Annotated in this window: 12 protein-coding genes, 1 pseudogene and 1 riboswitch; all 13 genes and pseudogenes read left to right on the plus strand. The window is 39.4% G+C overall.

The genetic code is table 11. The features are described 5' to 3' along the window. The first annotated feature begins 376 nt into the window (after positions 1-376). The 13 genes and pseudogenes from HMPREF2574_RS09370 (at position 377) to HMPREF2574_RS09430 (ending at position 15,166) form a co-directional block, all read left to right on the plus strand. Complete coding sequence (locus tag HMPREF2574_RS09370) at positions 377-2,005, plus strand: putative polysaccharide biosynthesis protein (protein WP_070241568.1); 1,629 nt, start codon at positions 377-379, stop codon at positions 2,003-2,005. A 232-nt stretch (positions 2,006-2,237) separates the two neighbouring features. Beyond that, positions 2,238-3,332: pseudogene (locus HMPREF2574_RS09375) on the plus strand (cystathionine gamma-synthase). Between the two features lies 1 nt (position 3,333). Continuing rightward, the gene (locus HMPREF2574_RS09380) at positions 3,334-4,500 is read left to right on the plus strand and encodes a MalY/PatB family protein (RefSeq protein ID WP_070812503.1); all 1,167 of its coding nucleotides are present in this window, start codon (positions 3,334-3,336) and stop codon (positions 4,498-4,500) included. Between the two features lie 69 nt (positions 4,501-4,569). Next, positions 4,570-4,722, plus strand: a riboswitch (M-box (ykoK) riboswitch). 260 nt (positions 4,723-4,982) lie between these two features. Continuing rightward, complete coding sequence (mgtA, locus tag HMPREF2574_RS09385) at positions 4,983-7,637, plus strand: magnesium-translocating P-type ATPase (protein WP_070812504.1); 2,655 nt, start codon at positions 4,983-4,985, stop codon at positions 7,635-7,637. A 97-nt stretch (positions 7,638-7,734) separates the two neighbouring features. Beyond that, a complete protein-coding gene (gene upp / locus HMPREF2574_RS09390; RefSeq protein WP_003025639.1) occupies positions 7,735-8,364 on the plus strand; it encodes a uracil phosphoribosyltransferase in 630 nt (209 codons plus the stop codon). A gap of 88 nt (positions 8,365-8,452) precedes the next feature. Beyond that, positions 8,453-9,067, plus strand: coding sequence for an ATP-dependent Clp protease proteolytic subunit (locus HMPREF2574_RS09395; protein WP_224783675.1), 615 nt, complete (start codon positions 8,453-8,455; stop codon positions 9,065-9,067). 92 nt (positions 9,068-9,159) lie between these two features. After that, positions 9,160-9,429 carry a DUF2129 domain-containing protein gene (locus HMPREF2574_RS09400; RefSeq protein WP_042754006.1) on the plus strand — a complete coding sequence of 90 codons (270 nt, stop codon included), beginning with the start codon at positions 9,160-9,162 and terminating at the stop codon, positions 9,427-9,429. 82 nt (positions 9,430-9,511) lie between these two features. Beyond that, the gene (locus HMPREF2574_RS09405; protein ID WP_070812505.1) at positions 9,512-10,675 is read left to right on the plus strand and encodes an ABC transporter substrate-binding protein; all 1,164 of its coding nucleotides are present in this window, start codon (positions 9,512-9,514) and stop codon (positions 10,673-10,675) included. Between the two features lie 391 nt (positions 10,676-11,066). Further along, positions 11,067-11,936, plus strand: a complete 870-nt coding sequence (locus tag HMPREF2574_RS09410) for a branched-chain amino acid ABC transporter permease (RefSeq protein WP_070812506.1) — start codon at positions 11,067-11,069, stop codon at positions 11,934-11,936. A gap of 3 nt (positions 11,937-11,939) precedes the next feature. Beyond that, positions 11,940-12,890, plus strand: coding sequence for a branched-chain amino acid ABC transporter permease (locus HMPREF2574_RS09415; protein WP_024052037.1), 951 nt, complete (start codon positions 11,940-11,942; stop codon positions 12,888-12,890). After that, positions 12,890-13,648 carry an ABC transporter ATP-binding protein gene (locus HMPREF2574_RS09420; protein ID WP_070812507.1) on the plus strand — a complete coding sequence of 253 codons (759 nt, stop codon included), beginning with the start codon at positions 12,890-12,892 and terminating at the stop codon, positions 13,646-13,648. The genes HMPREF2574_RS09415 and HMPREF2574_RS09420 overlap by 1 nt, the downstream gene beginning before the upstream one ends. 5 nt (positions 13,649-13,653) lie before the next feature. Further along, positions 13,654-14,364 (plus strand): ABC transporter ATP-binding protein, encoded by a 711-nt coding sequence (locus HMPREF2574_RS09425; RefSeq protein ID WP_003032369.1) that lies wholly within the window; start codon positions 13,654-13,656, stop codon positions 14,362-14,364. 145 nt (positions 14,365-14,509) lie between these two features. Further along, on the plus strand, positions 14,510-15,166 hold the full coding sequence (locus tag HMPREF2574_RS09430) for a CBS domain-containing protein (RefSeq protein ID WP_024052036.1): 657 nt from the start codon (positions 14,510-14,512) through the stop codon (positions 15,164-15,166). Positions 15,167-15,179: the final 13 nt, after the last annotated feature.

Here is a 15,179-nt window from a genome sequence, read left to right on the forward strand (position 1 = left end):
TATTGGCGACACGTTACACTTGCAGCAAGCGGTCAAATTTGGCTCTCTGTTTGGAGCGTTGACCATTTGTTACATGGCTGAAATCTCTTTTTAAATAAAACAAGTAAACCCTAGCAAAAAAGCTAGGGGTTTTTATTTGCTCAAAAAAATAAAAAAACTTTATATTTTTTAAAACCCAAAAACCGCCCAAAAAAATTGTAAAATGACGTAAAACGATATAAAAATAACAATCAAAAAACGCCTAGATTTAAAGGCGTTTTTTGATTTTTTGAAATTTCATTTTGTGGAATTATTTCTATTGTAAACTTAATGGCGAGGTTTTACAAGCGGAAAGGAAAAGTTTATAATAAGATGAGATTATTTTCAGAGGTTATGTATGGAGCAACAAACAACAAATCAACAAAAACAAATGCTTCTAGGGACAGCGTGGCTGACAGCTAGTAACTTTATCAGCCGCTTTTTAGGGGCAATTTATATTATTCCTTGGTATATCTGGATGGGGAAACATGGTGCAGAAGCCAATGGTTTGTTTACCATGGGATACAATATTTATGCTTGGTTTCTTCTGATTTCCACGGCAGGTGTACCTGTTGCAGTCGCCAAGCAAGTCGCCAAGTACAATACGATTGATCAAAAAGATCATAGTTTTACTCTCATTCGTGAATTTTTGAAATTCATGCTCTTGTTGGGAGTCATTTTTGCAGTGATTATGTATCTCTTATCACCGTTCTTTGCGCGTGTATCAGGAGTTGGGAAAGAGCTGATTCCAGTTATGCAGAGTCTGTCGTGGGCTGTGCTAGTATTTCCGGCCATGAGTGTTATTCGTGGATTTTTCCAAGGTTTTAACAATTTGAAACCGTATGCCATGAGCCAGATTGCCGAGCAGGTCATTCGTGTGATTTGGATGTTGCTTGCAACATTCTTCATTATGAAATTGGGCTCTAAAGATTATGTTGCTGCAGTGACCCAATCCACTTTTGCAGCCTTTGTCGGCATGTTTGCCAGTATGGCGGTTTTGGTTTATTTTCTTTGGAAAACCAATCTCTTGACATCTATCTTACACAAACCAGCTAATAGTGCTGAAATCAACAGTCATGCTTTGCTGGTGGATACGATTCGTGAAGCCATTCCTTTTATCATCACGGGTTCTGCTATTCAGCTTTTCCAAATTATTGACCAGATGACATTTATCAATACGATGAAATGGTTCACCAATTATAGCAATTCTCAGCTGGTAGTCATGTTCAGTTATTTCTCTGCTAATCCAAATAAGATTACCATGATTTTGATTGCGGTAGCAACTTCGATCGGCGGTGTGGGGATTCCTTTGCTGACAGAAAACTATGTCAAAGGTGATTTAAAGGCGGCTGCGCGCTTGATTCAAGATAATTTGAGTATGTTACTGCTGTTTCTTTTACCAGCAACGATTGGTTCCGTCTTAGTAGCCCATCCTTTGTATACGATTTTCTACGGACAACCAGATAGTTTAGCTTTGGGGCTCTTCATTTTTGCTATGTTACAGACGATTATTCTTGGTGTCTATACTGTCTTGTCGCCAATGATTCAGGCGCTTTTTCAAAATCGTAAAGCAATTTTCTATTTTGGTTACGGAGTTCTTGTTAAGCTCATTTTGCAAATTCCATTTATTTATCTGTTTAGAGCCTATGGACCGCTTCTGGCAACAACAATTGGACTCATCGTCCCAATCATTCTGATGTACCAACACATTCGTCAAGTAACTGGACTCAATCAAATCATTCTCTTCAAACGGAGTTTGTTGATTGGGATTTTAACGACAGTCATGGCTCTTTTGATTGCCATTGTAGAAGTCGTACTTGGCTTTGTCTTTCATCCAAGTGGACGCATTTCTAGTATGCTTTATTTGGTTATCATCGGTGGCTTGGGCATGGCTATTTATGGAGCAATGGCTTTGCGAGTCCGTTTGTTAGACCGTTTTATTGGTGAGAAAGCTCAAACCTTACGTCAAAAATTTCATATTCATTAAAAGGCCGAAAGGCTTTTTAATATTGTAGAAAATTTATAAAAATTAAGCTATAATGAAAATAGCTATTCTTGCAATCAAGTTCTATAATCTTTTGAATAGTCAGTATAGTTTAAAACTATATCTGGCTCTTGAAAAGAACAAAACACAGTGCTTTCGTAAGATGATACAATAGAATCACTTAGAAATATAAGAATTGCTTGATTCCGCGCTTATCTTATGGAGGTTATTTATTATGGATAAAAAGTTACAATTAGACACGATTTTAGCTCATGCTGGTATTAAAACGGATGAAGCAACAGGTGACTTGACAACTCCTTTGCATTTTTCAACGACCTATCAGCATCCAGAATTTGGAAAATCTACAGGTTATGACTATACGCGCACGAAAAACCCAACGCGAAGCAGCTTGGAAAAGGCGTTAGCAGCCATTGAGCATGCGGATTATGCATTAGCCACTAGCTCAGGAATGAGCGCCATTGTTTTGGCCTTTAGTGTTTTTCCAGTTGGGAGCAAGGTTCTGGCGGTTCGTGACCTTTATGGCGGCTCTTTTCGCTGGTTTCATCAAGTCTAGCAAGAAGGGCGCTTTCACTTTACATATGCAAATACGGAAGAAGAATTGCTTGCTGCTTTAACAGAGGATATAGATGTGGTGTATCTGGAAACCCCGACCAATCCTTTAATGCTTAAGTTTGATATTGCGGCTATTGCAGAAAAAGCTCATGCAAAAGGTACAAAGGTTATTGTAGATAATACGTTTTATACTCCAATCTATCAACGCCCTTTGGAAAATGGAGCGGATCTTGTGCTACATTCGGAAACTAAGTACTTAGGAGGACATAATGACGTTCTGGCTGGTGCTCTTATGACGAGTGATAAAGAGATTTATGAGAATCTATTCTACAATCTCAATACAACAGGAGCTGTTTTATCTCCATTTGATAGTTATCTCTTGCTTCGAGGTTTGAAAACCTTGTTTTTGCGTATGGAGCGTTCGACAAAAAATGCGCAAGCTGTAGCAGCTTTCTTGAAAGATTCGCCAGCAGTAAAAGAGGTTCTCTATCCAGGAAAGGGTGGCATGGTTTCCTTTAAAGTAAAGGATGAAGCAGTTATTCCACAGCTGCTAAATACGCTAAAAGTCTTTACTTTTGCAGAAAGCTTGGGTGGTGTCGAAAGCTTGATTACCTATCCTGCGACTCAGACACACGCAGATATTCCAGCTGACGTGCGGAAATCCTATGGCTTAACGGATGACTTGTTGCGATTGTCCATTGGGATTGAGGATAGTCAAGATTTGATAACAGATTTAAAATTTGCTTTGGAGGTATAATATGAGCAAATACAATTTTCAAACAGCACCGAATCGCTTATCTCACCACACTTATAAGTGGAAAGAGACAGAGACAGATCCTCAATTGCTGCCAGCATGGATTGCAGATATGGATTTTGAGGTTATGCCGGAAGTGAAAAATGCGATTCATGACTATGCAGAGCAGTTGGTTTATGGCTATACTTATGCGAGTGATGAGCTGCTCCAAGCGGTGCTGGATTGGGAAAAGAGCGAACATCAGTATTCGTTTGATAAGGAAGATATTGTTTTTGTAGAAGGTGTTGTGCCAGCTATTTCCCTTGCGATTCAAGCCTTTACCAAAGAAGGGGAAGCTGTTCTAATCAATTCTCCTGTCTATCCACCTTTTGCTCGTAGCGTTCGCTTAAACAATCGAAAATTAGTATCTAATTCTCTCAAAGAAGAAAATGGTCTGTTTCAAATTGATTTCGAACAATTGGAAAAAGAGATTGTCGAAAATAATGTGAAATTGTATCTTCTTTGCAATCCGCACAATCCCGGAGGACGTGTCTGGGAAAGGGAGGTTTTGGAAAAAATCGGTCATCTTTGTCAAAAACACCAGGTTATTTTGGTATCAGATGAGATTCATCAAGATTTGACCTTGTTTGGTCATGAGCATGTTTCCTTTAATACCATTTCACCTGATTTTAAAGAATTTGCCATTATACTGTCTAGTGCTACCAAGACCTTTAATATTGCAGGGACTAAAAATTCCTATGCTGTTATTGAAAATCCTTCATTACGTGCGCAGTTTAAACACCAGCAACTTGTTAATAACCACCATGAAGTGTCAAGTTTAGGTTATATTGCGACAGAAACGGCCTATCGTTATGGCAAACCTTGGTTAGTGGCACTAAAAGCTGTTTTAGAAGAAAATATTCAATTTGCAGTCGAGTATTTTGCCAAAGAGGCTCCGCGTTTAAAAGTAATGAAACCACAAGGGACCTATCTGATATGGCTTGATTTCAGTGCCTATGGTTTGACAGATGATGAACTTTTTACTTTGTTGCATGACCAAGCCAAAGTCATTCTCAATCGAGGAAGCGATTATGGAAGTGAGGGCGAACTTCATGCAAGGCTGAATATTGCAGCGCCTAAGTCTTTAGTAGAAGAGATTTGCAAGAGAATTGTACGTTGTTTGCCACAATAAGAATGAAAAGAAATTTTCAGAAACAGCCATTTGGGGTTGACAATCATTCTTAAGTGGAGTATAGTTAGTATGAAAAATCGGTAGGTGAGGCTACCATAGGGATACGGATGACTACCGCAAAGTAGTGGAGACACTACGCGTTGGTTAGCAGTTGAGATCGCTAAGGTTTCGACTAATGTCATTTCACCGCCCTACGGAGTTAAAGCTTGAACGGTAACACAAGACATACAGTCCTGCCATGTTTTTCATGGTAGGATTTTATTGTTTTTTAGCTGATTTTTTAAAAGGAAACTGCAGGGGAAAGGAGTGAGGAATATGGCAAATGATGATCACCCGAGTCAACAGAAAACCAGTCGATTGCCATATCTGAGCATTCCTCATGCTCCCTTTGGAATCGACTCTAGCAAATGAACGATATCTGAGCAAAAAGCTGTGTGCAGTTATTTTGTTGCTTGGATGCGTCTTAGATAGAGGAGAAATCAGTGAAAACAGCAAAAGAAAGATTAACAGATGCTCTTCGCATGTCTGTACTGGATACGATGACTTTTTTCAACACTTCCAGAGCAGGGCTGACAGAAGAGCAAGTTGAGGAAAACCGTGATATATACGGCGAAAATGAATTGACTAAAGGGCAAGAAGATTCAATTTTTAAAAAGATCTATGAATCCATTATCAATCCCTTTACCGTCATTCTCTTACTCATTGCATTGGTATCCTTGGTGACCAATGTTTGGCTGGCAAAGCCAGGGCAAGAAGACCCGACGACATTTATCATCATCGTTGTCCTTGTCTTGTTGTCTGGTAGTATTCGCTTTGTGCAAGAATTGCGGAGCGACAAAGCAGCCAGCAATCTTTCACGTATGATTGTCAATACAGTGACAGTCGTCCGTGAGGGAAAAGAGCAAGAAATTCCGATTACAGAATTAGTAGTAGGAGACATTATCCGCTTGAGTGCAGGAGATATGCTACCAGCAGATGTGCTAATCTTAGATTCGCGCGACTTCTTTGTGCAACAGTCAGGTTTGACAGGTGAAAGTGATGCTGTTGAAAAAATGGCGCTGGATAAATGTGAGACAAAAGAAACAGATAGCTTGCTTGAGTCTGAAGCACTTGCCTTTATGGGAACCAATGTAATCTCTGGTCGTGCCATTGCTCTTGTTCTGGTCGTTGGAGACGATACCAAGATGGGTGCTATTGAGCAAACGCTCAATACGTATGACGAACCAACTTCATTTGAGCGGGAAATGAACAGTATTTCGTGGCTGCTCATTCGTCTCATGCTGGTACTTGTGCCCGTTGTCTTTTTCATCAATGGTCTGACAGACGGAGATTGGTTGGAGGCTGGTGTATTTGCACTTAGTGTCGGTGTTGGTTTGACACCAGAAATGCTGCCTATGGTCATCACTGCAAGCTTGGCTAAGGGTTCTATTCTTATGGCAAAAGAAAAAGTTGTCATCAAGAAACTCAATGCCATTCAAGATTTGGGAGCGATTGATATCCTTTGCACGGATAAAACAGGTACATTGACGCAAGATGAGATTGTCTTGGAATATCCGCTGGATATTCATGGAGAGCTTGATTTAGCCGTTCTTCGCAGGGCTTATCTTAATTCGTATTACCAAACAGGGCTAAAAAACCTAATGGATCGTGCTATTATCAATCGGACAGAAAAAGAAGCTGAAAAGCATGAAATCGTTCGGAACTTGGACCAAACTTTTAAGAAAATTGATGAATTGCCTTTTGATTTTGAACGCCGCCGCATGAGTGTGCTGGTTCGAGATGATGAAAATGTCGTTAGCATGGTAACAAAAGGTGCTTTGGAAGAAATGTTAGACATTTCAAATTATGTCGAAGACAAAGGGAAAATCCTTCCTTTGACGGAAGAAATTCGTCAAGAAATTTTAGCAGAAGTTGCACAGTTAAATGAACAAGGACTGCGCGTACTGGGCGTCAGCTATCACTCAGACTTAGATGCTGACTATGAATACACAGTAGAAGATGAATCTGATATGATTTTGACGGGGTATCTTGCCTTTCTTGACCCGCCAAAACCTTCTGCGGCGCCTGCTATCAAGGCTTTAGCAGAATATGGTGTTGCCACCAAAATTTTGACAGGTGACAATGAAAAAGTCACAGAAGCGGTCTGTGAGAAAGTTGGTTTAGATGCAGAACATATCCTACTTGGCTCTGTGATTGAAACGATGTCAGATGAAAAATTGAGCAAGGTAGTTGAAACTACAACTGTTTTTGCAAAATTATCTCCTGACCAAAAAGCGCGTATCATTTTGCAGCTGAAAGCAAATGGGCACAAGGTTGGTTATATGGGAGATGGCATCAATGATGCACCTTCTATGAAAGTAGCTGATGTAGGGATTTCAGTTGATACAGCTGTCGATATTGCTAAAGAAACAGCTGATGTTATCCTATTAGATAAGGACTTGTTGGTGCTTGAAAAAGGCTTGGTGGAAGGTCGCAAAGTCTATGCTAATATGACCAAATATATCAAGATGACAGTCAGTTCCAACTTCGGGAACATCTTTTCCTTGTTGATTTCAAGTATTTTCCTACCATTTTTGCCTATGGCACCGATTCATCTGATTGTGCTAAATTTGGTGTATGACATTTCTTGTATCGCTTTGCCGTTTGACAATGTCGACTGTGAATTTTTACAAAAACCGCGCATTTGGAGTGCAAAATCCATTACTCGTTTCATGGCTTGGATTGGTCCAATCAGTTCTATTTTTGACTGTATGACCTTCTTGATTTTGTTCTTTATCGTTGCACCGATGATGACTGGCTCTGTTTATCATCATGGGATGTCTAGCGAGTTCATTACTATTTTCCAAACAGGCTGGTTTATTGAGTCCATGTGGACACAAACGATGGTTATTTACATGTTGCGCTCACCCAAATTGCCATTTATTCAAAGCAGACCGGCTTTGTCTGTAGTCATGACGACCCTAGCAGCCGTCTTCTTTGTAACCTTATTGCCCTACGGTCCTTTTGCAGCTCTCTTAAAAGTCGCTCCATTAAATGGTACTTATTTCTTATTCTTAATCCTTGTCATGATTTTATATATGGCAAGTGTTACGTTTGTGAAGCATCTTTATATTAAGAAATACCATGAATGGTTGTAAACAATTGACAATCTTTGAAAAGGCTTGTTTGTCACGAGCCTTTTTTATGTTTTTTTGATATAATAAGAAGAATAAATTGAAAGAAGGAAAACCAATCATGGAAAAATTTCAAGTGATCGCACATCCGCTCATTCAGCATAAATTGTCTATCTTACGTCGTACGGATACCTCTACTAAGGCTTTTCGTGAGTTAGTAAATGAAATTGCTATGCTGATGGGCTATGAAGTTTTACGTGACTTACCATTAGAAGATGTGGAAATTGAAACGCCGATTACAAAGACGGTTCAAAAACAATTGGCTGGTAAAAAATTAGCCATTGTCCCAATCTTACGTGCAGGTATCGGTATGGTGGACGGTCTTTTGAGCCTTGTGCCAGCTGCTAAAGTTGGACATATTGGTATGTATCGCGACGAAGAAACCCTAAAACCAGTTGAGTACCTCGTGAAGTTACCAGAAGACATTAGCCAACGTCAAATCTTTGTGGTAGATCCAATGCTGGCGACAGGTGGTTCAGCTATTTTAGCCATTGATTCATTGAAAAAACGCGGAGCACACAATATTAAATTTGTATGCCTTGTTTCAGCGCCAGAAGGTGTGAAAGCTTTACAAGAAGCTCACCCAGACGTAGAAATCTTTACAGCGGCCCTCGATGATCACTTGAATGAAAACGGCTATATCGTTCCAGGATTGGGAGATGCAGGAGATCGTCTTTTCGGTACAAAATAATGAGTTTTATGTTTGACCTTTTTTGACCAAAAGGCTATAATAGTCTCATATTTGAAAAATCTCACTAAGAATTGTTGATCAGATTAAAATATCAGATGAAAAGGAGAATACAATGATTCCTGTAGTTATTGAACAAACAAGCCGTGGAGAACGTTCCTACGATATTTACTCGCGTCTTTTAAAAGATCGCATTATTATGCTAACTGGAGCAGTTGAAGACAACATGGCCAATTCTATTATTGCCCAACTGCTTTTCCTAGATGCTCAAGATAGTACAAAGGATATTTATCTTTATATCAATACACCAGGAGGTTCTGTATCGGCTGGTCTAGCGATTGTTGATACCATGAACTTCATCAAGTCAGATGTCCAAACAATTGTCATGGGGATGGCTGCTTCCATGGGAACTATTATCGCTTCAAGCGGTGCTAAAGGCAAACGCTTCATGTTGCCGAATGCAGAATACTTGATTCACCAACCAATGGGCGGAACTGGTAGCGGTACGCAACAAACCGATATGGCGATTGCAGCTGAGCATTTGCTGAAAACTCGGAATAACTTGGAGAAAATCCTTGCGGATAATTCAGGGAAAACCATTAAGCAAGTACATAAAGACGCAGAACGCGATTATTGGATGAGCGCTCAAGAAACCTTGGATTATGGTTTCATTGATGAAATTATGGCAAATAATAAATTAAACTAATCCATTTGTTTATTACTGTATGAAAAATGTCCTCTGATGGGCATTTTTTTGATATACTTATAAATGATAAAAATAAATTAGAAAGAAAATTCATGTTTAAAAAAGAAGAACGCACAGGGATAATTGTGTATTTATATTATAATCGAGATGTGAAAAAAATAGAAGCTATTGGGGACATTGTCTATCATTCTAAAAATCATCGTTACCTCCAGCTGTATGTAGATACTGTGCAAGTAGATCGTATTGTTGAGAAACTATCTAAAGAAAAATATGTCAAACAAGTACGAGTCTGCCATATTCAAGAATTAGACACAGACTTTGTTGGAAGTCTGTTTAGAGATAAAGAAAACGTAAACATATAAAAAAATCTCATTTACCGCTTGACAATTGTCAGATAATTCGGTATATTCTTAACATATCATTTCGGAACGAGGAGATAAGAATATGAAGAAAAAATTTGCTCTATCATTTGTTGCTCTTGCAAGCGTTGCCCTTCTTGCCGCTTGTGGGGAAGTAAAGTCAGGTGGTTCCAATGCAACTGGTACAAAAGTTGCTGACAAGACCATTAAAATTGGATTCAACTTTGAAGAAACTGGTGCAACAGCAGCATACGGGACAGCTGAACAAAAAGGTGCCCAACTGGCTGTTGATGAAATCAACAAAGCCGGTGGTGTTGACGGCAAGAAACTTGAAGTTGTTGACAAGGATAATAAATCTGAAACAGCAGAAGCAGCTTCTGTCACGACTAACTTGGTAACCCAATCAAAAGTAAATGCAGTCGTAGGACCTGCAACTTCTGGTGCAACAGCAGCGGCAGTTCCCAATGCGACAAAAGCAGGTGTCCCTTTGATTTCTCCTAGTGCGACACAAGACGGTTTGACGAAAAATCAAGAATACTTATTCATCGGAACTTTCCAAGACAGTTTCCAAGGGAAAATCATTTCTAAATATGTTACAGAAAAGTTAAAAGCGAAAAAAGTTGTACTTTATACAGATAACTCAAGTGACTATGCTAAAGGTGTTGCAAAAGCTTTCCGTAATGCCTACAAAGGTGAGATTGTTGCAGATGAAAAGTTTGTCGCTGGTGATACTGATTTCCAAGCAGCTCTTACCAAAATGAAAGGCAAAGATTTTGATGCCATTATCGTACCTGGATATTATACAGAAGCTGGTAAAATTGTAAACCAAGCGCGTGGTATGGGCATTGATAAGCCAATCGTTGGTGGTGACGGCTTTAATGGCGAAGAATTTGTCCAACAAGCAACACCAGCTAAAGCTTCAAATATCTACTATATCTCAGGCTTCTCTTCAACAGTTGATGTCTCAGATAAAGCAAAGAAATTCCTTGAAGCTTACAAAGCGAAATACAACAATGAAGAACCTTCAACATTTGCAGCGCTAGCATACGACTCTGTTTATCTTGTTGCCAATGCTGCTAAGGGTGCTAAAACATCTGTTGATATCAAAGACAATTTTGCTAAGACAAAGAATTTTGAAGGTGTAACAGGTGATACTAGCTTTGACAAGAATCATAATACTGTTAAAACAGCCTTTATGATGACCATGAACAATGGAAAGGTCACAGCAGCTGAAACGGTTAAGCCATAATCCTTCTCAAGAAATTGCTTAAAATATATTTTATAGTGTATAAAAGAGTAACTATTTATGGTGAACATCGTAGATAGTTACTTCTCTTTATACGGGCTAAAAGAAAAGAGGCGGGACAAAAGTCTTAGTCTTAAGAATATTTTTTATTATGGTTTGTAATACCTAGTGATTGATTGTTAGATATGTTTTAAGCTGTTGAAAAGTAATCAACTGTGAAGTGAGACTTAAAAGGTTTAACGGTCTCATTTGCTCAAACTTAGAATAGATGAGTGAGAAAAATCAATTTTTTTGAAATGATGACTTGACTCGCTCTTTTTTCACGATAGATAAGAAAATGTGAAAAATCACATAGTTCTTTCTTCTATAACTATAATTAGAAAGTGTGGTGGCCATGCTCCAACAACTTGTTAATGGTCTGATTCTGGGGAGTGTCTATGCTTTGCTCGCTCTCGGTTATACCATGGTTTATGGAATTATCAAACTCATCAACTTCGCTCATGGAGACATTTATATGATGGGCGCTTTTATGGGCTATTTCCTGATTAACTATCTTCATCTTAATTTTTTCCTTGCCTTGATTTTGGCGATGGTTGGGACAGCAGCTTTAGGTGTGCTGGTCGAGTTTCTGGCTTATCGTCCATTGAGAAATTCAACTCGGATTGCAGCTTTGATTACTGCGATTGGTGTTTCATTTTTCTTGGAATATGTGATGGTCTATTTTGTGGGAGCCAATACTCGTTCGTTCCCGCAAGTGATTGAAACGGTTCGTTATAATTTTGGACCGATTAGTCTCACCAATATCCAACTGATGATTTTGGTCATTTCCTTAATCTTGATGGTGTTATTGCAAGTCATTGTTCAAAAGACCAAAATGGGGAAAGCGATGAGGGCAGTTTCGGTCGATAGTGATGCGGCGCAGTTAATGGGAATCAATGTCAATCGTACAATTAGTTTCACTTTTGCTTTAGGTTCTGCTTTGGCAGGAGCAGCAGGTGTACTCATCGCGCTTTATTATAATTCCCTTGAGCCTTTGATGGGAATGACACCAGGGTTGAAATCGTTTGTCGCTGCAGTACTTGGTGGGATTGGTATTATCCCAGGAGCAGCATTGGGAGGCTTTGTTATTGGTCTATTAGAAACTTTTGCGACAGCTTTTGGTATGTCAGATTTCCGTGATGCGATTGTGTATGGTATTTTAATCTTAATCTTGCTTGTTCGTCCTGCAGGAATTCTTGGTAAGAATGTGAAAGAGAAGGTATAGACTATGAAAAAGAATGTAAAAGTAAATATTTTATGGTTTGTGCTCCTTCTTGCAGGGTATGGTTTGATTGCCTTACTTGTCAGCGCTGGAGTTTTGAATGATTTTTACTTACAAATCTTACAACAAATCGGCATTAACATTATTTTAGCAGTAGGTTTGAATTTGATTGTCGGTTTCTCAGGTCAATTTTCTCTGGGACATGCTGGTTTTATGGCAATTGGTGCTTATGCGGCTGCAATTATTGGTTCGAGAACAGCTACTTATCCTGCCTTTTTTGCGGCTATGGTGTTAGGAGCATTGATTGCAGGAGCAGTGGCTTTGGTTGTCGGGATTCCTACTCTTCGCTTGAAAGGTGATTATTTGGCGATTGCAACGCTTGGAGTCTCTGAAATCATTCGCATTTTAATCATTAACGGTGGTGATTTGACCAATGGAGCTGCGGGTATATTGGGTATTCCTGCCTTTACCAATTGGCAAATGGTGTATTTCTTTGTAGTTATCACAACCATTTTAACCATCAATTTCTTGCGCAGCCCGATTGGACGAGCAACCTTGTCAGTTCGTGAAGATGAAATTGCAGCAGAATCTGTAGGGGTTAATACCACTAAAATCAAAGTCATTGCTTTTGTTTTTGGGGCGATGACAGCTAGTATCGCAGGCTCACTCCAAGCAGGATTTATCGGCTCTGTTGTGCCGAAAGATTATACTTTTATCAATAGCATCAATGTCTTGATTATCGTGGTATTTGGTGGCTTGGGTTCCATGACAGGAACCATTGTTGCAGCGATTGTCTTGGGAATTTTAAACATGGTACTTCAAAATGTAGCAAGTATTCGGATGATTATCTACTCTCTTGCTTTAATTTTGGTGATGATTTTCCGTCCAGGAGGACTTCTTGGTACATGGGAATTAAGCCTCTCACGCTTCTTTAAAAAAGATAAGGAGGTCAACTAATGGCGCTTCTTGATGTAAAAAATCTAACAAAAAATTTCGGTGGGTTGACTGCTGTTGGTGATGTAACCTTGGAGCTGAATGATGGGGAATTAGTCGGTCTCATTGGTCCAAATGGTGCAGGAAAAACAACTTTATTTAATTTACTGACCGGTGTTTATGAGCCAAGTGAAGGAAGCGTGACCTTGGATGGGCATTTGCTCAATGGCAAGGCTCCTTATAAGATTGCTTCTTTAGGGCTCAGTCGAACATTCCAAAATATTCGCTTGTTTAAAGATTTGACAGTCTTAGAGAATGTCTTGATTGCTTTGGGAAATCACCACAAAGCACATGTTTTTGCTAGCTTCTTTCGTTTGCCAGCTTTCTATAAAAATGAAGCAGAATTGCGTGAGAAGGCTCTGGAATTACTAAAAATCTTTGACCTAGACGGTGAAGCAGAAACACTTGCTAAGAATTTAGCTTACGGTCAACAACGTCGTTTGGAAATTGTGCGTGCTCTAGCAACAGAACCAAAAATTCTCTTTCTTGATGAGCCTGCTGCGGGAATGAATCCACAAGAAACAGCAGAATTGACAGAGTTAATTCGTCGCATAAAAAATGAATTTCAGATTACAATTATGCTGATTGAGCATGACATGAGTTTAGTCATGGAAGTGACGGAGCGAATTTATGTATTGGAGTATGGTCGTTTGATCGCACACGGAACTCCTGACGAGATCAAAAATGATAAGCGTGTTATCGAAGCCTATCTGGGAGGTTAAGCCTAATGTCTATGCTAAAAGTTGAAAATCTTTCTGTCCATTATGGCATGATTCAGGCTGTCCGAGATGTCAGCTTTGAAGTCAATGAGGGCGAAGTTGTTTCTCTCATCGGTGCCAATGGTGCCGGAAAAACCACGATTCTTCGGACCATTTCAGGACTGGTTCGTCCAAGTGCAGGAAAAATTGAGTTTCTAGGAAATGAAATTCAAAAAGTTCCTGCTCAGAAAATTGTAGCAGCAGGGCTTTCTCAGGTACCCGAAGGACGCCATGTTTTCCCAGGCCTGACTGTTTTGGAAAACCTAGAAATGGGTGCTTTCTTAAAGACAAATCGTGATGAAAATCAAGCGAATCTAAAAAAAGTCTTCTCACGCTTTCCGCGTTTAGAGGAACGTAAAAATCAAGACGCTGCAACTCTTTCTGGAGGTGAGCAGCAGATGCTTGCTATGGGGAGAGCACTTATGTCTACTCCAAAACTCCTACTTTTGGATGAGCCTTCAATGGGGCTAGCTCCTCTCTTCATTCAAGAAATTTTTGATATTATTCAAGATATTCAAAAGCAAGGCACAACTGTTCTATTGATCGAGCAAAATGCCAATAAAGCCCTCTCAATTGCCGACCGTGGCTACGTTTTAGAAACAGGAAACATCGTGTTGTCTGGCACAGGAAAAGAATTGCTCGCTTCCGATGAAGTCCGCAAGGCTTATCTTGGTGGGTGAAAAAGGAGAAAGAAGTGGTTTTCTACTTCTTTTTTATTCACTAATAGTATTCTTGAAAACATAAGCAAGTACCTTGAAAGCGTTTGAAATAAACTAGAAAATACAGTATAATAGAACTGAAAAATCAGAGATAAAGGAGATTTCCATGGCAGTTAAAGATTTTATGACGCGAAAAGTGGTGTATATTAGCCCAGACACGACAGTAGCGCATGCGGCGGATATTATGCGTGAGCAGGGATTACACCGGCTTCCTGTTATTGAAAATGACCAATTGGTTGGTTTGGTGACTGAAGGAACGATTGCCGAAGCAAGCCCTTCAAAAGCAACGAGCTTATCCATTTACGAGATGAATTATTTGCTAAACAAGACAAAGATTAAAGACGTCATGATTCGTGATGTGGTGACGGTGTCACAATTTGCTAGTTTGGAAGATGCTACTTACTTGATGTTGAAAAATAAAATTGGCATTTTGCCAGTGGTGGACAATCAGCAAGTATACGGCGTCATTACAGATCGTGATGTTTTCAGAGCCTTTCTTGAAATTGCTGGCTATGGTGAAGAAGGCATTCGCGTGCGTTTCATTACAGAAGATGAAGTCGGCGTGTTGGAGAAGATTGTGCATTTGATTGTCGAAGAAAATCTCAATATCTCTAACGCTGTTAATATTCCACGCAAAGATGGCAAAGTTATCATTGAAGTTCAAATTGATGGTAATGTGGATTTGCCGGCTTTAAAAGCGAAATTTGAAGACAAAGGCATTCAGGTAGAAAACATTACCCGTACTTCAGCAAAAGCATTATAAGACAACAAATAAC

The organism is Streptococcus sp. HMSC034E12, from assembly GCF_001835915.1.
Classification (GTDB): domain Bacteria; phylum Bacillota; class Bacilli; order Lactobacillales; family Streptococcaceae; genus Streptococcus; species Streptococcus vaginalis.

Coding starts and splice junctions, on each gene's coding strand:
- HMPREF2574_RS09370 (WP_070241568.1), top strand. CDS start 377: ATGGAGCAACAAACAACAAATCAACAAAAACAAATGCTTCTAGGGACA.
- HMPREF2574_RS09380 (WP_070812503.1), top strand. CDS start 3,334: ATGAGCAAATACAATTTTCAAACAGCACCGAATCGCTTATCTCACCAC.
- upp (WP_003025639.1), top strand. CDS start 7,735: ATGGAAAAATTTCAAGTGATCGCACATCCGCTCATTCAGCATAAATTG.
- HMPREF2574_RS09400 (WP_042754006.1), top strand. CDS start 9,160: ATGTTTAAAAAAGAAGAACGCACAGGGATAATTGTGTATTTATATTAT.
- HMPREF2574_RS09405 (WP_070812505.1), top strand. CDS start 9,512: ATGAAGAAAAAATTTGCTCTATCATTTGTTGCTCTTGCAAGCGTTGCC.
- HMPREF2574_RS09410 (WP_070812506.1), top strand. CDS start 11,067: ATGCTCCAACAACTTGTTAATGGTCTGATTCTGGGGAGTGTCTATGCT.
- HMPREF2574_RS09415 (WP_024052037.1), top strand. CDS start 11,940: ATGAAAAAGAATGTAAAAGTAAATATTTTATGGTTTGTGCTCCTTCTT.
- HMPREF2574_RS09420 (WP_070812507.1), top strand. CDS start 12,890: ATGGCGCTTCTTGATGTAAAAAATCTAACAAAAAATTTCGGTGGGTTG.
- HMPREF2574_RS09425 (WP_003032369.1), top strand. CDS start 13,654: ATGTCTATGCTAAAAGTTGAAAATCTTTCTGTCCATTATGGCATGATT.
- HMPREF2574_RS09430 (WP_024052036.1), top strand. CDS start 14,510: ATGGCAGTTAAAGATTTTATGACGCGAAAAGTGGTGTATATTAGCCCA.